Genomic DNA, 17,568 nt, shown 5'->3' on the forward strand with positions numbered 1-17,568 from the left:
TCTATGTTTTAGTGAATGAGCGTGCTGATACTGGAAGAAATCTCACGGGTTTGTGTAGGCAACGGGTCCGTCAATTGAGCAGAATAGAACGGCCATGCAGAAGATAAAGCCGCACAAGGGACGTGGGGGACTCACTGATCCACAGTTCACCCGAGTTCCGATCAAAACCGATTAGAGATAATGATGGGTAATGAACAGTTCTAACTGACCTGTCGAGCGCCTGGCATTGATAAGAGAGCTAGCCGCAAGCAGAATGGTCAACAAAAGAATCTTCGTTGAAGGTATCCGGACGTAGTTCTCTCAGTGCTGCAAGTTCAGTACCGCAGAGAGTTGCAAACCTCTTATGCAGCGCTCTTAGAGTCAGACGCGAATACATCCACTTTCCCCATCCAGTGGAACTGTCTTGTCCAGCGTTCAGCATGCGACCGAACGAGATGAGCCGCACCCATCGCATAATCGCTCGGTCAGATTCGTTAAAAGCCGAAGGCCCTTGCTCGAAGTACCCACGAAGAAATAGTTCCTTCTGCATTTGCAGTCCGATACGCATTGAGCCTGCAAGCCTGCGCCAGGGTAGAAGTCGATCGTAAAAGCTTGCAAACATACCGACATCTTCATAGGGATAACCTAGACGACTATTTCCAAAGTCAATCACGTAAATCGCGTCATCAGCAACCATCACGTGGATAGGCGTGAATTCACCGTGCACATTGCATAGGGTACGTCGAAAGTTCGGGTTTTGATCGAGATATCTCTTTAAGATAGACAGCATCTCGTCATAGAAATATTTTTGTGAATAGTAGAGAAAGGCTTCCTGCGTTCGCTTGCTTTCAAATTCCTGCAAGACCCATTCCAGAGGATTGCCACAAGTACTCTGGAGCGTCAGTCTATGGAAGCTCCCCAACCAGCGACCAGCATTCAAGAGCAGTTCGGTAAGATCATGCCTGTCGCTCCTGCCAATAGTGAACTTTAGGTCGAACAGGTGGTGTTTAAGCGAGTGCCCAGGAACAAATTCCATAAGCAGCAGACGCTGCTCTGGGTAATAGACAACCGGAATAGGCGACCGGAGTGCCGGGTTCTCGGCAGTAATTCGCGGCGACACACTTGAGAGATAATGCAACTCACGCTCTAGATTCTGGGCACCGCAGTAATCCGCTTTCTGGACCTTGGCAAAAAGGCATAGCTTCACCAAGCCATCGGTCATGTGCACGACGCCGACAGGATGAATGCCCGGCCGTTTGAGGGCCCGCACGTGCACTCGTGATTGCGCCTGAGCGGGCGTCAGGCCCGCAGCATGCAAAAGCGCCTCCGGACCAAGCCGCGAAAGTTCGCGAAATAGATATAGATCGTTTGCTCTTTGCACAATGGATTCCACTGCGCCTCACCTCAGACGTTCAAGCTGCGATTCAGCTCCAGGTAAACCACTTTGAAGCTGTGATCTGAATTGCAAAAACTTTTGCTGACTGTTACTCAGCGGACTTACGACTGAAGTCTGCAAGCAATAATCGACTTTGTCATCCCGCACCACTTTTCGCAGATGATTCTGGCGTCTGGGAAAAGCCTTTCTACTTCAGGTCTGTTCAGCAGGCTGATCTCCTCTACCATTTCATCCACTTGCCTGGGAGTCGGCTTGATTGTAAGACCCCATACAGTGAAGTAGCGGGCAAGGAGTTTTCTGTACCTCTTCGGAAGAAAATGAATGAGAGGCGCAAGGAAGTGAGGCTCAATGAAGAACCTTCGATTAGGCGTCTGCACCCAGTAATTGCGCCCTACTCTTCTGATCTCCTCAGCGAAGACTTTCTGTTGCCGCCATTCTCCTAAATGCTCAATGACCGAGTTGCTCACTACTATATCGAAGCTGTTGTTCTCAAACGGAAGAGCTCGGCCGTCTCCGATCATCGTAGAAAACGTAGGCTCATCACATTCCAACCAGGAGGCCTTCGGGTTGAGGAGCGTCACTCGGGGCTTTATTGGGCAGTACACCCAGAATGTGTAGTAACTTCCACCTACATCCAGGACCCTACTATTTTCCGAGATACCGCAAATTTCGCACATGTACCGTAGCCGCTCCGATCGAAATTTCTTAAAGAACGGCTTATAAATCGCGGCATAGATCTGCTTTAGGCTCACAATGCAGACACTCCTTTCAGTCAGAGAAGATCAGCGTTGGGGGGCTCGTTCGAAAGCCGTTGCCAGAGCCTGCCAAGCCTGCGTCGGACGGAGGTCCGAATCATAAGGCAATGGACGCACATGCTGACCGTCCGGCCTTGGCGCATAATTTGTCAGCCAACTATAGCGTGCGGTCAGGCCCCAGGTAACTACGTAAACCACTGACTTTTCCTGCAACACTACACCCAGATAACGATCGATTTCCTGCGCGACGGCCTGGTCGCGATCGGCAAGTTTTGTTTCGGGCCCCTTTTCCGTCACATCCAGCTCAGACACCACGATCTTCAGGCCGAGGTCGCTGACGCGGCCAAGAAAATCTTTCAGCTTGCTGCCGCTGAAAGGCGCGCCCCCGGTGCGCAGGTGGGATTGAATTCCTAAAGCGCCAATCGGGACCTTGTTTGCGATGAAGCCTTTCAGTAGTTTCAGCACTGTAGCGCGCCGGTAATTGCCATCGGGATCATCGTATTCGAGGCGGTTTTCGTTGTAGATGAGCAGCGCTGCGGGATCGGCTTCCGCAGCGGCCCGGAACGATGCCGGAATATAATCCGGCCCTACCAGATGCAGAAAGGGAGTGTCCTTCAAATCCGCTCCCGTGCCGCGAAAAGCTGTTGCTTCGTTGACTACGGCCCAGGAGAACGCCCGCCCGCGATAGTGACTGATCGTGCGTGTGACGCGATCCAGCATCACTTGTCTGGCGTTTTGCTGGGTCAGGCTGCTGATCCACGGCGGCTGCGCCTGGTTCCATACCAGACTGGCCCCGCCAAACTTCATGGCGTGCTCTTTGGCAAAGTTCATCATCCAGTCGCCGAGGTGAAAGTCAAACTGGCCGGAGCTCGGCTCGGCATATTTCCAATTCAGCGCATTTTCCGGCACCAGAAGCCCGCATTGATCCGCTACAAGCTGAGCAAATTGCGGGTCGCTCTGCAGAAAGTCCTGAGTGGCCGCACAACCGTAGATCAACCCCTTCTCTGCGGCGAGATCCCGCAGACGATTCTCGGCGGCGAAGACCGCTTTCAAGTGAGGTTGCAGAGCGTTCGACATAGCGCCTGCAGCTACCCCGGAAAGTGTCAACAAGAATTGTCTTCTGCTCTGTGTTATGGCATTTTCCACTGGATTGAAGGCCATTGTTTCTCCATGATGAGGTCCTATAAATACGCCATCTCCCGTCTGGCTTGCTATCTGAGACTACGGGCCAGGCGTAGCCTCCAGCCCCAGATTGCACGAATCAGAAGTGGGCTGCGCCGGCAACGTGGGCGGAGTGAGATAAGACGGCGACGAGAAATTAAAGAACTCTGTCATGTTGTCGCTTGCATCGTCACGCGAAGTCAGCGGCGGGAGGCTGAAGCGCGTCTCGATGAACTTGAGAATCGCCGTATGATCACGAGCTACATGGGAGACGAAATGCGGAATTGTCCACGGCGAAACCACGACAACAGGCAGCCGTTCCCCAGCCATGTTGAATAGTCCGGGCGCATCCTGCCCAAGGGTAATGAGGGGCGGAATTCCGTCGGGCTGTGTTATCGCCGGAGGGGCAACATGATCGTAAAGACCGCCACCCTCGTCCCAAGTCAGGATGAACGCTGATGTCTTCCAAGTCGGACTTTGCATGAGAGCATCAATGAATGACTTGACGACAGTTGCGCCCTGTTGGACGTTTTCGGTGCGACCATTTGTGCCAGCGTTAGGTTCCGGATGCTCATCGTATTCGCCCTCTTCGATGAACACTACAGATGGGAAAGTGCTTTCACTTTTCACATCATTAAAGTAGTTAGAAATGGGAACGAACTTTCCAGGGTCCTTCTGATAAATGGACCAGTAAGTGATATGCAGAGGCGAAGTAAACTGGTAATAGTACTTCCATGAAATACCCGCCTGATCCAATAGGTCGAAGATGGTGAGGTTCGGAAACCCGCCGGTTGGTGGATGTGGTGTTGCGACCCATCCCAAAGAGGTGGCCCCATAGGTATACATCCGGTTTGAATCAGTAGGACCAAGCATTGGAGAGAACCATCGATCGCTCGTAGCAAACTGAAACGCCAGGCTGTAGTAATACGGTAGATCGGTCGAATCAAAATATGCGATGGCGCGGTGACCATTAGGGTCATATGTGGAATTGCCCAAGGCGTTTCCTGACTTCATAAAGAAGTCCATCTTCCCTCCGTCGTAGTCGTAGTGCAAAGCATTCCAACTCGGTGGAAGGTTTTCCTGGCAGCCTGTCTGGGAATGAAATGGAGCGACGAGCTGCCCGGATATATCCGGAAGTTTGATGCTGTTGTTGCGCTCTTCAACAGCGTTGTCATTGATGCCTTTCGTCGCACGATATTCATCCATCAGGCCAAAATACTGGTCGAAGGAACGGTTCTCTTGCAGCTCGTAGATGATGTGTTTCAGTCCCAGCATCGCTGCCGGTGGCGCAGGCGGGACTTTATATGTGTACGCATTTGGGAGTGAATTAGACTGTGTGCTTTGATCTACCGTGACGTTTACGGTTGCAGCACCCTGCGCCGGGGCGAAGGCTTCAATCGCATTCGCGCTGACAACTTGAACATTTGAGGCGGCGAGATTGCCAAATGAAACCGTGGCCCCTGTCCGGAAGCCGGTCCCGTAAATCGTGCGCGTTGTTCCGCCGGCCGGAGCACCCCAGTTGGGCGACACAGAGGTAATAATGGGAGGAGCCAGGAACGTGAAGCCGCTGGAGTTACCGGAGCCGACCTGAAGAAATGCGTCATCAAAACGCGCGGTAGTCGCAGTGCTACCAAACCCTACTTCGGCATAGAGCCGCACAAAGCTCTTACCGGTAGGAACGGTATAGGAGCCTTGCTCCGACACCCAGTAAGGCTCATAAGCGCTGTAGGGCGGAGCAGATACATAGGTCGGATTGGCCTTGTTGGCATCAGTAATCTCCAGACCCCAGCGAACATTCGAGCTTCCGGAAACGAGATATGCATAGCCGCCGAAGCTGACCGTCTGTAACGGGGTCACAGGAAAGTAAAGCGCAGATCCATTGGCGGCAGACGCATATACGACTGGATGACTCGTTCCTCCGGTTGAGGCCAATTGAAGATAGTGTGTGCCTATGTGCGCGTTCGCAGTGGTTGTCCCCAGGCTAACCGTGCCACCTGAACCAGAAGACTGCCAGTAAGTAAGCCCTGATTCAAACGACTGGTTATGCAGTAGGCTCGCCAGCGTGGAGCTGTGCCCATCTGAATTTGTCACGACGACGTCTGCCGAACCTGGGGCAGACGCGGGTGTGGTCACGCGAATTGTGGTGCTGTTGACAACCGTGGCAGTCGCGGCTGCGCCGCCAAATGTAACCTTCGCTCCAGAGGCGAAGTTGGAGCCTGAAATGGTGACGGTGTCACCGCCGCTGCTTGATCCCTGGGTTGGCGAAATTGAGCTGATGACGGGCGGAGCGAGCGGCGCAACATAGTTGAATCCACCGCCAGGAATGACCCGTCCTAGAAAAGCGTCGTCGAAGCGGTCCACGGCGGGGACAGTGCCGGAGCCAACCTCGCAATAAAGGCGGACAAAGGACATGCCGGCCGGCACCGTATAGCTATTCTGAAACTCGGTCCACGACGATGTTTTTACGTTGAATGGAGGGGCGGACACATAAATAGGATTCGCCTTATTACTGTCTGAGACCTCAATGCCCCAGCGCGCCTTTGCATCACCGGATACGTAATAGCCCCAGCCGCCATACATGATGACGTCGCCTGGATTAACAGGAACATATAACGCTTTGTTGCTTGCGTCGGCTGCATACAGAACGGCATGCGCGCCGGCAACCGGCGCGCTCAATTCGGCATAGTAATTGCCGCTGTGAGCGTTGGCGGAATTATTAGCGATTGTGACTGTTCCTCCGGACCCAGCCTGAACCCAGTTGACCGCGCCTGATTCAAATCCGGGGTTCAATAATGGACTGACCGTACCGACGAGCGTAGCGCTCTGACCGTCTGGCTCCGCTAACGTTACGTTGGCTTGGCCCGCAGGATGAGGCGGCGTAACAGCAGTGATGGTCGAGGCATTTACCACGGTCACATTCGTAGCAGGGCTGCTGTCAAAGTTGACTGTTGCTCCGGCAACGAAGTTGCTTCCCGTAAGGGTCACCGAAGTTCCTCCAGCAGTACTGCCCGATTGAGGATTGATTGAAGTCAGTGTGACTGTAGGATCGGCTGGAGGAGCGGTCGGAGGAGTAGTCGGTGGGGCGGTCCCAGGATCTGAATGAGCATTGACAGTAATCCCGCACCCGATGGGTCCGGGAATCAAGGCGCAATTAATAAGCACAGAGGCCAGAGCGCAACACAGGCATGAAATAAGTCCACGAAAGCGGGGATGACGGCCACTCCCCGTCACGGGTTGCGTGTCGTGCTGAAATGTCGAGACATCACCTGCATTTTCTGTATTCAATTTGGCCACCCCTGACAAAAAGACACAATGTTAATCGTTCAACGCGGCGTTTCACGCCACGTAACAAGTGCGGTTTCTGAATAGACAGTGATCCGGCTGCACGGCTTGTCCGCATAGCCAGAGCCGTGCCCAAACGACTTTTTAGGTTTTGACTGGGACAGGTGTGAGGTTAGTTCGGCGCATACATAATGCTTGCATCGGTAATGGATCCAGCACTGACGCGGATACCCTTCTCGTCCAAATGGCGAGATACCGTATCAATAATTTTGTCGCCTAGCTCATGAGCATCAAGCAAATGGCGAAACCGGCTCACATTTATTACATCCGGTGCGGGAGCGCGGGTTAGGTCAACCCCCGCAAAGCGCCGCAATGAGGCGGAATCGTACAAGGCTTCTTCCACCCCGGCATCGGACACCTTGAACCATTGCTGGACAAAAAAGACACGCAACATGACCGAAAGCCCAGCCGGACGGCCCCCATTAAGGGACTTAGGATAGTGCGGTTCTACCATGGCTTCTAATTCCGCCCATGGCACTAACTCGTTCATTGCATCGAGAAACAGTTCGCGTCGCGATTTCCTTCCGTATTTCTCGAAGCAAATTGGCGAGCATGACATTTGCTGCCGCGTCGACATAGCGCCCTTCCCGCGGTTCCGTCCAATCAAAGTCAGACCCGATTTACTCATAGGACCTCTGAGTGGATAGTCATCTCGAAGCTATCTCAACCAATAGCTTGTAAGTAATAAACCAAGGCTCGATAAGGTAGCGAAACCAGAGCCGTCGCGGCTCTGCCATGAGCCGGAAAAGCCACTCGAAGCCACATCGCCCCGCCCAGCGCGGCGGCGTGTAAATTGCTCCGGCGAAGTAATCCAGAGCAGCTCCTCCGTTCAGAATGACGTTGGCCGAAAGTTTATCTAGATGGTCTAAAATCCAATGTTCCTGCCTCGGCATCCCCATCCCCGTAATCAGCACGTGAGGATGCCACGCCTCAATCATATCGACTACAGCCTGGGCTTCTGCCGAGCCCGGATCTGGATCGAAAAAGCCATCAGCAGTTTTAATTTGCAATCCCGGGTAGCTGCGGCGAAGAGTTTCAGCTCCTGTTTCTGCCACACCGGGCCGGGATCCCAGGTAGAAAACTCGCCAACTATTATCCGCGGCTGCCTTTGCCAAAGGCCCGATCCAGTCAACAAATGTAACTCGGTGGTCACGGTTCAAACGTTTGCCCAGTAATCTCCCCAAGCCGATAACCCCCATGCCGTCGATATGGATATGGTTCGCGGCGGCATAGAACAATCGCATCTTTGGGTCATGATGATATAGGTAGATACTGTGAAGGTTATGGTTGGCTACGATGATGTGTTTGCTATTCTCAACGGCGTCCGCAACAATTGAGTTGAGGTGAGCCATGCTGAGCGCCTCGACCTGAACGCCTAGAACCTCCATGCGCGCTGAAGCTCGAGGGGTAATCGGAGTTGCAACACTAGTTGTCATGCGCACTCCACCCTCTTTGTATTGCTGGATATCGCTATTGTGGAATTGACCCGGGCTGTCGAATCTCCCGTTTCTGGCCATAGCACATCACATTGCTCCAGGAATTTTTGGGGATCTTCCCCATTGAAGACAGCTTCGCTGCGACGCAATTCATAAAGCACACGTCCAATAAAATAGAGCGGATGTGCCCTCACAGCCTTCGCCAAATGCCTGCACCCCTTCCAGTAATAGTTCTGACTGTAGAAAATATTGGCGCGGCGCATTTCTTCGCGGCATAACAGTCTCGGTTTGTCTACATCTCGCGCCAAATGGTCGCGCACATCCTCATAGCTGAGAGCGGGCAGATCATGCAGATGCGACAGAAGGAGATACTGTACATAGAGCGTGTTGATCGACTGACATTCCAGATTGGCTGTGGATACGCTCGCAGTGTTGTGCCGAAAGTATATCGTTATTTCTGGCAGATACCGGATGTCATGGCACAATGCCATTCGCCACCACAGATCAATGTCCTCAATATGTAAATCGAAACGATAGCCTCCCAATGCTGTTGCCTTTTCCACATTTAGCGTGACGGTAGGATGGCATATGGCTGGCAAATATCCTCGACTCGTGATCTGACGGAGTTGATCAGGCGTAGCTCTCGTCGTGCGGAAAGTTCCAATACTGCGTCCGTTTTGATAGTAGCGAGCTTCGGAGTAGAACATTCCGGCATCCGGGAACTGTCTGATGGCCTTCTTAGTGATGGCGACCCGTTCAGGCAATGCCACGTCATCCGCATCATGGCGCATCAACCACGGCGTGGTCACCTCGCATAGCATTCGATTCAATGTGAACGTCAGGCCGCGGTGTGCCTGCGTCACGACGGTCAAGCGCGGGTCCCGTATAGAGCGCAGATACCCGAGGCTTGAGTCTATAGATCCGTCATCGATAGCTAGGATCGCGAAATCTCTATCTGTCTGCCCGAGCAGGCTTTCCATGCTTTCTTCCAGAAAAGGCATTGCGTTAAAGACAGGCAGTCCGATCGTTAGAAGATTTGTCATAGGTTGCAAGCTGCAATTGCCTTTCAAGACGTGCGCAGCCGTTCACGTAATGTACCGGGCACAAACCACATCGCCATTAGGAGAAAAATGTCGATAGCCTTGGGGCTGCCAAGTCGAAACATTTCGGTCAGAAGCGGTATAAATGCCCTCCATTGGCGTTGCCTGGCGGCCTGGGATGCAATCGATGTCGCAATAAATGCCGCGTAAGCGCGACGCGTAACCAACTCGCGCCGCTGGCGGATCCAAGCCAGGGAACCTTGCCAATCACATTTTCTGCTCACGCTGCTGGGAGACGATGCCAGATTCCAGATCACCAAGGGAGCATCGATGAATTCGATTCCGACTCCCGGCATTTTGACAACCCGGAGCAGCCAATCCCAATCCTGGTGTTTTCGCAAACCATCCTCGAACCCGATCTCCAGCAGTAATCTCCTGGTTGTAAGAAGGGTCGAGGTTTGCAATAGTCCTTCACCCTGTCTCCACGAGTTGCGTGCGAGGAGATATTCCGAAAGCGGCTCGGAGGGAAGTTTCCGTGGCCATACAAATTCTCCAGTCTGTGTACGGGCCATTACTTTGCAGGAAACGATAGGATCGGGCATCCTAGATGCCCGCGCAACTGCAAGCTGCCTCTCCAGTTTTTCTGGAACCCATGCATCGTCATCATCCAGAAAGGCTATCCATTCTCCTTTAGCCACATGTACTCCCTCGTTTCTGGCGCGTGCGCCTCCCACTTGTTTTGGCAATTGCAATATCTGCAATTGCGGGGAGTCCACGGATTTGAGGGCGGCTAGACTCTGATCATCCCCATCGATGACGACGATCACTTCCAGATCTTTAAAGGTCTGTTGCAGAGCTGAATTCACGGCTGCAGCGACTTGTACAGGCCGCCCGGCAGTGGGAATCACAACGGAAATCAATGGATTGGATTTTGATTGCATTCGGCGTGACTCGTAATGTGCCCTAACCTTGCAAGGGAATTGAAACGGAGTTACGGATGGTAGCCACGGATTGGCGCGTAAGCAGCCGGCTATACATTTCCTCCAGCTTCGCCGATTGCTCCTTGAGGTCAAATTGTTCGCGCGTTCGCCTTATGGCGGCTGCGCTGAAGCGGTGCCATAAAGAATCATTGTTGAACAGTGCGCTTATATTGCTGGCAAGACTCTCCACATCGCGTTCCCGTGCCAATAAGCCTGTGACTCCGTGTGCAACCGCTTCCGGGATCCCGCCGGTAGCGAAACTTGCGACCGGAAGACCCATTGACTGCGCCTCAGCGAACACCAGGCCAAATCCTTCAGAGGTTCCCATTGGAGTGGTAAAGCTGGGAACGCTGAACACTTTGGCGCGATTCATCCAGTGACGCACTTCACTCTGAGAGCGAGCGCCCAGAAAACTGAAGTTGTGCAGGCATGCTGATGCCATTTGCTCCAATTCGTGTCGAAGAGGCCCATCACCGATAACGATGAGCCGGACATCCGGCATCTTTCGCTGCACCAGAGCCATTGCCCGAATGAGATAGTCGCAGCCCTTGCTATCTACGAGACGTCCGGCAAAGAGCACGATGGGCTTGCGTGGGACGGACAGGTCCGGAGCGAACAATTCTGTGTCGACTCCTACATAGTGAACAGATATCTTCTCCTGCGGAAAACCTTGCTCGATCAGTTTGCTACGAACAAATTCTGAGACCGCGACAAAAAGAGAAGCCTCCTTTTGTATGATTGGACGCCAACGCAGGTACCGCCGAAAGTCATAAGAGAATGAGCGCGCATACTCTTCTTTCATCGTTGCGTCATAGCCATGAAAGGTGACTACCAGAGGAGTTCCCAGTCGACGGGCTAATCTCAATCCCTGAACACTGTCTACCCCGAAATGTGTGTGAACCAGCACCGGGTTCAGACGGCGCAATTCACGCATCAAACCAGGTGCAAAACCAAAAACCTTATACATCATTTTGTGTGCATGGCCGAGGGCGCCATCATTGCCAATAAAGTAAGACCTCCCCTCTGGAGTCCGAAGGCCATCCACCCGGCTGCATCCCACAAAGTATGGGGTGAAATGCTCTAAAGCTTCGGGTTGGGAAAGCACAAATGTTTCGGAAAGCGGGAGGAGGGTGGTGCGGTATATCAGAACTGATGGGCGGTTTTTACGCGCCGCAATGCTGAATGTATTCATCACGATTGCAACACCATATGATTGCGCTTTCGGCTAGTCGGAAAAAACTAAGAGTTAAAGTGTTTAAAAATTGGCGTTCTGTTTACGGGAGATGCCCGCTGGTTCTGTCTAGCAGGCTACTGGCAGACTTACATCATGGCATTTTCGCTGGCACGCCCTAGAGGTGCATATTGAGGTGGCATCGGTGTCCCGATTTGAGTTAAAGAGTCTTGCAGTAATTCTGGCGACAGTTCCTTTGTTTTGACCACCACAAATACGGAGGTAGCTATGTAGAGCGCCCAGAAGAGATTGTCCTGTCTCAAAATGGATCCCTCGCTCAGGTTGAAGAGGAACATGAAGCTCAGATACGCAAGCGGCCACAGCCCGATTGCTGTGCGCTGATTACGCGCCCACTGAAGTCCGTGCCTGAGGCTCATGATGAAGCCTGCGAGAAAAAGACCCAGGCCCACCACCCCAAGCTCTTCTAGTAGATCGAGGAATCCATTGTGCGAGTGGGGCACAGGCCAGCGCAGTATCGACCAGATATCCGCGGAAGATTGGCCTTCCATCCCCAGCCAAAAACTGCTGTATCCATACCCCAGCCACGGATGCGCCATGATCTTCGGTATGACCGCGTTCCATATTTCAAGCCGCCCCGACATTGTGGAATCGCGCCCGACCAGCGAAAAAATATTGCTTGGGTCAACAAACAGCATCAGGCAGCATGAAATCCCGATCATCGAGATGATTGTTGACGTAAGTACCAGCCGCAAAGAGCGTCGGCGGGCGAGTGCGAATAACCAGATCAGGCCCAGCAAAATAGGAACTGACAGGGCGGAGGTAGCTGAGCGCGTTGCGAAAATCATGCACGCGCAGAGGACTGAGGCAGCGCCGTACGCAAAACGATGCGTCCTGCTTTCGAATGCCAAGAACCAAAACACGAGAACGCCGAGCGCCATAAATCGACCAAACGTGTTCTTCTGCACGAAGATACCCTTCCACCCAAAATTGGTGAAGGCTGAATCAACTCCAAGGTCAGGGCGGATAAGCACGACCACGATGCTGCAGACGATGGCAACTAGAAATGCCCAACCCAGAAGCCGCAACAATTGTCGCGGGGAATAACGGAAAGCAAGATAAAGCCCAAACCCACTGGTTGCTGCCATGTTCAAGCACCGCCGTAACGCGAAGCCCGGTACTTGCGACCACAGCACCGAAACGAAAGCCATGGCGACGACCGCCCAGATTAGTTTCGTGTCGCGCAGTTGACGTATAGCTTCGCGACGATGAAACAGCAGCAGTACCGCGACTACTGCGTAAACAATTATCTGCCCGGCCAATATTGCGGGATTAGCGTTTGTTGGATCGCTGCTCTCGTTACGCGCCTGCTTCTGAACCGCGGCAGTCACTTTATTTTGAGGCGGCACATCGGAAACTTGCTGGTTTTGATTTAAGAGCGGCACGAAGGCTCCGGCGCAGAACAAAAGCGCACAAACCGCAAAGATCATTTCCAAGCGTTTCCACATAAAAATCTCTGTATACAGCAGAACTCCACGACCAAAGTCATTTGAGCCGTAACATTTCCAACTACCAGATCCCGCTGGGATTGCCTGTAAGCATGTAAGAAAGGCGCGCCGCTGAGGCAAGGGGCGGCAAAAGACTTAGACGTAGCAGTCCATACAGATCGCGGCGATTGGCCATCTGACAGACTTGCCGGCCATACAATCGCGCTGCCCGTCGCACGGGCACCCGCAACCATACACCACGTACAAACACCTGATTCTTTCCGAATCGGCTCGCGGCCAGCACTTCTGATGGCAGTTCATAGGCGGTTCCCCGAAAGAATCGGACATACTCCGTTACGATTCGCAGATAGGTGGCGACTCCAGGCCAGATGCCACCAGTGTCCGCCGCAGATCGCAGCTCCGCAAAATCAAGATTCCCGGATTCAAGTATGGCGTGCGTATTTACGATATCGCATACGCGTATGTAGAAATGGCGATACATGCGCTGAAGGGTTGCCGCAATGATTCGCTCTTCCGGCGCAGGAATCATGAAAGTGTACTCCGCAATCCTCTGCGGAATGCGACGCGTGTAGAATCTCCTGGCCAGAGCTATGTGCTCTCCTGTCTGGCCCAGGCAGCCATGGTGTATTTCGACCGATTTGGCAAGTCCCTGTACGCCAAAATTGCATTTGTGTGCGAGCCGGTCGCCCCACGTACGATACTTTAGCTGGGCAGCGACGGATTGACGCATGACCCGGCTGACCTCCTCCTGATGACTCGGGGTGTAGAGATCCAGATCGTTACCTAAGTCAGGCCAGTGATCGAGTGATTTAATGACCGTAATTTGAATTCCTGCGCTCTCAAGTTTCTGACAGATGTCCGCCAGGAACTTGAGCGAGTTTGCGATCATTGCTCGTTCGCGTGACAGGGCCTCGTCACACCAATCCGCGATCTCAACATTTCCCACATTCTGCGCGCGCTCGCGAAGTGGATTGAGTGCACGCATCACGACGTGATGGGAATTCGCTAAGGAGAGAAACTTTGCCTTTTCTTGAGTGTCCGCCTTCGTCAGATCCGGCAGCAGTGTCTCCGAATCGTTAGCGCATCCCAAGCTTAGTTGCAGCAGATAGTCGATCTGAGATTCGTTATTCACAGTTCCAATCACTTGCAGGGCAAATGCCTGAGGGTCCTATAAATTTGCAGGCGGACAGCCGCTGAATTATGTCAGGTTCAAGACCGCTCGTTCGCGATATCGTGAACCATTACCATTCCGCGAAGCCAGAACGTCGAGTATCTTATCGATGATTTCCGCGACTGTTTCATCGACCGGTTTGTCGGTGGTGATGATCATTGAGCCTGGCGCTTGTGTGCCGAAGGTCCTATATGCTCCCAGCTGCCGCCTAAGCTCGTGGGGAGTCAGCTCTTGTTTTCTACTCAGAATTACATCTTCATGAGCATCGAGAATGATGAATAAGGCATTACGTGGCGGGGTGAGCCGGCTGAGGAATTGTGCGAGCCACATGGAACCGGAATAACGGTAACGCCGGGGATCGATGAGGATGTCATGAAAATAGCGGTCGAAGATAATCGTTTCGCATCTCGCCATTGCAGGATAGGTGGAAACCGCATATCCAAGACTGAAATCCAGCGCCAACCCAAAGACAAAGAGTGTGGATTTGATGCGCCCGCGCAAAGGCTTCGAGTGGGGCATGCGGTTGGAGCTGTCAGGGGCGATCTTTCGGATTATGCCGGGTCTCCACCGTTGTTTCTTACAGGAGCCGAAAAGGGTCTGCAACTCCAGCTGCAAATGTCGAACGGTTGTGCTTTTTCCTACGCCATCCGGACCCAGCACCACGCAGAACAGACCGTCAGGACGAAGCCAGGCGCGAACCCACCTGAACAAGCCCAATGCAACACCACTCAAGTACCGCCGACTCCGTGCAATCTCCGGGTCATTTGCTGTGGGGACCACCCGGATGGCGGAGTATCGGCGCTTCCCGTTTGCGGTGTCCTCTAGAATGATCCGCGATTCACCGTCCGTCCCTTCGGCCCGGATGAGCCTCACTTGTTCCAGAGTCCGGCAGGCGCGTCTTAATGTGCCTATATCATCCGGATGGATTGCTATGGACACCTCAGCCGTTCCGGTGTCGATCGCATAGTGCCGTACTCGGTTCGACTCAAGCTGTTCAAGAAGCGCTTGCATGGTAGTTCGCACGCGCGCTTTCTCTTCAGGCAGAACAGCAATAGGCTCCACGGGCATTTTGTCAGGCATATCGGAAATCTTTCAGGCATACCGGAGCTTCTTGTAAATAGTCCTGGGTATTGGATATGTGCGCTTGTTCAGCACTACGCCGAGCACACGGGTGTTGGTAGTGACAGCTTCCCTCGCCGCTTTCAAGGCTATGTCTCGGCTCGTGGAATGCGCTTCGACCACCATGGCCAGGCCATCCGCTGTGCTCGCAACGACCAACGCATCGGAGCTTTCTGCCAGGGGTGGCGTATCAAGAAGCACAAAATCGTAAGCAGTGCGAAGTTCATCCACGCAGGCCCGAAATGTGGAGGAAGCGAGCAGCCGCTCCGCTTTCCAGGCCATTGAGCCACTACTGAGCAGATGAAAACGTCTGCTGATCCGCAGAGCGTATTCGCAGACGGGATGAGGATCAATCAGAGCGTCGGACAGGCCACAACGGTTGCCGACACGAAGATATGTATGCAACGAGGGGGCATGCAGATTGGCGTCTACCACGCACACTGAGCCGGCGTCGGCAGCTGCCAGCAGGCCCGCAACCCGAACCAGGAGCCAGCTGCATCCCACACCTGGTTCTACGCCTGAGAAGGCTACAACCCGTGAACCGCCTGATCTCAGAAATACCGTGTGAGTTAGCCGGATGAGTTCTTGCCGTGTTGCGTGATCCATTTCCAATACAGGCGGCGGCATGAACTCTACTCGCGAAGCTGCTGGCTCGTCGACGACCACAGTGCCTGCGGACGTGGTTTGCGATGCCCTGCGGCCAGGGAAACGGTCAACTTCTTCCTCTATTCCCGCATGGTTTCCATTCGAGTGTCCGATAGGCTCGCTGCCGGTACTCTCCAAACCTTCAAATATTCTGTTCACAAGGCTCCTTTATCGCCACTGCTGTGGCCATGTATGGATTCGCGGCCAGGTGAACCGTCCGCCATCCAGGACGAGCTTCTTCTCTGCTCACCATCCGGAATCAAACGCAGCAATGTAGCTGGTCCGGTTTGACGCGGGATAGAAACCAACACCGGAATTCCGAGATAAGCTTCGATTTCATGTGGCCGATGAAATGTCCGGTCCATATTCTCCAGTGCCCAGATCAGTCCGACGCTTGCCGTCAACATCGCGATTGTTGCCAGCGCGGCGAAAAACAGCGGTGAGTGCGCCGGAAGCGCAGGCACAAACGGATACTCCGCCACAGCAACGTTCACCATGCGATGTGCGTCCAGCGCATCCGAGATTCTTGCCTCTTCACTCTTTTTCTTGTAAAGGAGATAGTTGTCTTCAGCAGCCTTTAGTTCACGCTGGAGGCTTGCCTCCTGCAGGCTGCCGGCGTCAAGTTCCCGGGCCTTCGCTGTATAGCTATTTACAATCGCTTCTGTTTCCTTCTCGCGCGCATTGTAGCCCGCCAAATCATCCGTTGCTTTTGCAAGCTCCGTGCGGACCATCTCGTGCGTCGGATCCAGGTCAGTAGTCACATCGTTCATTGGAGTATTCAATTCGTGCTGGATAGCTGCGCGAGCCTGTGCAATCTGCTCATTGAGATCCTGCACAGGGCGATAATTGGGTTGATATTTAGTAAGTAGATCAGATCGCTTGAGTTCCAGGTTGAGCAAGGTACTCTTGAGCTGCTCGAGTAATTGGGGGTTATCTGCTTTCCGCACCTGCGTTGTCACGCGGTTGGGAATAGAACGCTCCTGCTGTATCAGCCGCTGCATTCGCCGGCTTGTTTCGGCGATTTCTGCGCGCGTCTGGTTCAGGGAATACGTAAATTCCGAGAGCTTCTGCATGGTCAGCTCTCGGTCCATTCCAGGCGCTGCTGAACCATTCGTTGCGTCAAAAGAGGCTAGAGCAGCTTCCGCCGCCTCCATCTTCTTGCGGGATTCATTTGTCTGCTGCTCAAAAAACGCATATTCGCCCGCAGGGTGGCGCACCTCGGTGTGCTTTGCGATATATACCTGCAACAGTTTGTCGAGCACCTGCTTCGCAAGCTGCGGATCTTTGGATTTGTAGACTATGTCGATGACATAGCTTCCCCTGGAGGGTTCAATATCGAGGTCATGCGCTAGTTGATTCGCCTTGGCCGCTACCCTTTCGTCATAGGTCGTCGAGCTGCCTATAGGCCACGGCAGCCCATTCGGCAACAGAGTTTTTTGCTTGCGGTCAAGATAGTCGGCTACAACTTGTCCTGAATGTCCTGTCAGTCGTTTCCACCATGAAAGAACAGTTGAATCGGCTAGACCCAAATCTCTAACCACCTGGGTGAGCACCTCGCTTGATTTCATCAGATCGACTTCGGACCGCAAATCCTCATCCGTTATCATGGGCTGCGCACTCAGTTCATAGCTGTTCATCTCTGGAGTGGGGGACAAAACCGGATCGACGCGCGCCCGATCTACCATTATTTTCGCTTCACCGTGGTATCGCGGAAGCAGGAAAGCAGCAAGTCCAGCCGCCACGAAGGTTGCTGCCGCACAGGCCACAACTAGGCGCCTGCGGCGAAACACGACCGACAGAGCATCGCGCAACGAAGCCGATCTGAGAGTATATGGTTGACTGATCAT

14 protein-coding genes are annotated in these 17,568 nt (G+C 53.3%); all 14 read right to left on the reverse strand.

Features of this window, described 5'->3' with window-relative positions; translation table 11 throughout:
- Nucleotides 1-238: 238 nt before the first annotated feature.
- A complete protein-coding gene (locus VEV40_RS12285; RefSeq protein ID WP_324832666.1) occupies nucleotides 239-1,372 on the reverse strand; it encodes an aminoglycoside phosphotransferase family protein in 1,134 nt (377 codons plus the stop codon).
- Between the two features lie 104 nt (nucleotides 1,373-1,476).
- Complete coding sequence (locus VEV40_RS12290) at nucleotides 1,477-2,127, reverse strand: class I SAM-dependent methyltransferase (protein ID WP_324832668.1); 651 nt, start codon at nucleotides 2,125-2,127, stop codon at nucleotides 1,477-1,479.
- Between the two features lie 30 nt (nucleotides 2,128-2,157).
- Nucleotides 2,158-3,207: an endo-1,4-beta-xylanase gene (locus tag VEV40_RS12295; protein ID WP_324832669.1), complete on the reverse strand. Its 1,050-nt coding sequence runs from the start codon at nucleotides 3,205-3,207 to the stop codon at nucleotides 2,158-2,160.
- A gap of 144 nt (nucleotides 3,208-3,351) precedes the next feature.
- The gene (locus VEV40_RS12300; protein ID WP_324832671.1) at nucleotides 3,352-6,585 is read right to left on the reverse strand and encodes an alkaline phosphatase family protein; all 3,234 of its coding nucleotides are present in this window, start codon (nucleotides 6,583-6,585) and stop codon (nucleotides 3,352-3,354) included.
- A 160-nt stretch (nucleotides 6,586-6,745) separates the two neighbouring features.
- Nucleotides 6,746-7,210: a transposase gene (locus VEV40_RS12305; RefSeq protein ID WP_324832672.1), complete on the reverse strand. Its 465-nt coding sequence runs from the start codon at nucleotides 7,208-7,210 to the stop codon at nucleotides 6,746-6,748.
- 70 nt (nucleotides 7,211-7,280) lie between these two features.
- On the reverse strand, nucleotides 7,281-7,985 hold the full coding sequence (locus tag VEV40_RS12310; RefSeq protein ID WP_324832673.1) for a WecB/TagA/CpsF family glycosyltransferase: 705 nt from the start codon (nucleotides 7,983-7,985) through the stop codon (nucleotides 7,281-7,283).
- Nucleotides 7,986-8,065: 80 nt separating this feature from the next.
- Entirely contained in the window at nucleotides 8,066-9,112 is a 1,047-nt protein-coding gene (locus tag VEV40_RS12315) for a glycosyltransferase family 2 protein (RefSeq protein WP_324832770.1), read from the reverse strand.
- A 23-nt stretch (nucleotides 9,113-9,135) separates the two neighbouring features.
- The gene (locus tag VEV40_RS12320) at nucleotides 9,136-10,050 is read right to left on the reverse strand and encodes a glycosyltransferase family 2 protein (protein ID WP_324832675.1); all 915 of its coding nucleotides are present in this window, start codon (nucleotides 10,048-10,050) and stop codon (nucleotides 9,136-9,138) included.
- Between the two features lie 22 nt (nucleotides 10,051-10,072).
- Nucleotides 10,073-11,281: a glycosyltransferase gene (locus VEV40_RS12325; RefSeq protein WP_324832677.1), complete on the reverse strand. Its 1,209-nt coding sequence runs from the start codon at nucleotides 11,279-11,281 to the stop codon at nucleotides 10,073-10,075.
- A gap of 128 nt (nucleotides 11,282-11,409) precedes the next feature.
- A complete protein-coding gene (locus tag VEV40_RS12330; RefSeq protein ID WP_324832679.1) occupies nucleotides 11,410-12,786 on the reverse strand; it encodes an O-antigen ligase in 1,377 nt (458 codons plus the stop codon).
- A gap of 61 nt (nucleotides 12,787-12,847) precedes the next feature.
- Nucleotides 12,848-13,918 (reverse strand): hypothetical protein, encoded by a 1,071-nt coding sequence (locus VEV40_RS12335; protein WP_324832680.1) that lies wholly within the window; start codon nucleotides 13,916-13,918, stop codon nucleotides 12,848-12,850.
- Between the two features lie 66 nt (nucleotides 13,919-13,984).
- Entirely contained in the window at nucleotides 13,985-15,037 is a 1,053-nt protein-coding gene (locus VEV40_RS12340) for a hypothetical protein (protein WP_324832681.1), read from the reverse strand.
- Nucleotides 15,038-15,049: 12 nt separating this feature from the next.
- Nucleotides 15,050-15,880, reverse strand: a complete 831-nt coding sequence (locus VEV40_RS12345) for a CpsD/CapB family tyrosine-protein kinase (protein WP_324832682.1) — start codon at nucleotides 15,878-15,880, stop codon at nucleotides 15,050-15,052.
- On the reverse strand, nucleotides 15,877-17,568 hold the full coding sequence (locus VEV40_RS12350; protein ID WP_324832683.1) for a GumC family protein: 1,692 nt from the start codon (nucleotides 17,566-17,568) through the stop codon (nucleotides 15,877-15,879). The genes VEV40_RS12345 and VEV40_RS12350 overlap by 4 nt, the downstream gene beginning before the upstream one ends.

The organism is Alloacidobacterium sp., assembly GCF_035631355.1.
In the GTDB taxonomy this organism is placed as follows: Bacteria; Acidobacteriota; Terriglobia; order Terriglobales; family Acidobacteriaceae; genus Alloacidobacterium.

Coding starts and splice junctions, on each gene's coding strand:
- VEV40_RS12295 (WP_324832669.1), bottom strand. CDS start 3,207: ATGTCGAACGCTCTGCAACCTCACTTGAAAGCGGTCTTCGCCGCCGAG.
- VEV40_RS12305 (WP_324832672.1), bottom strand. CDS start 7,210: ATGTCGACGCGGCAGCAAATGTCATGCTCGCCAATTTGCTTCGAGAAA.
- VEV40_RS12310 (WP_324832673.1), bottom strand. CDS start 7,985: ATGGCTCACCTCAACTCAATTGTTGCGGACGCCGTTGAGAATAGCAAA.
- VEV40_RS12315 (WP_324832770.1), bottom strand. CDS start 9,112: ATGACAAATCTTCTAACGATCGGACTGCCTGTCTTTAACGCAATGCCT.
- VEV40_RS12320 (WP_324832675.1), bottom strand. CDS start 10,050: ATGCAATCAAAATCCAATCCATTGATTTCCGTTGTGATTCCCACTGCC.
- VEV40_RS12325 (WP_324832677.1), bottom strand. CDS start 11,281: ATGAATACATTCAGCATTGCGGCGCGTAAAAACCGCCCATCAGTTCTG.
- VEV40_RS12330 (WP_324832679.1), bottom strand. CDS start 12,786: ATGTGGAAACGCTTGGAAATGATCTTTGCGGTTTGTGCGCTTTTGTTC.
- VEV40_RS12340 (WP_324832681.1), bottom strand. CDS start 15,037: ATGCCTGACAAAATGCCCGTGGAGCCTATTGCTGTTCTGCCTGAAGAG.
- VEV40_RS12350 (WP_324832683.1), bottom strand. CDS start 17,568: ATGATCAGTCAACCATATACTCTCAGATCGGCTTCGTTGCGCGATGCT.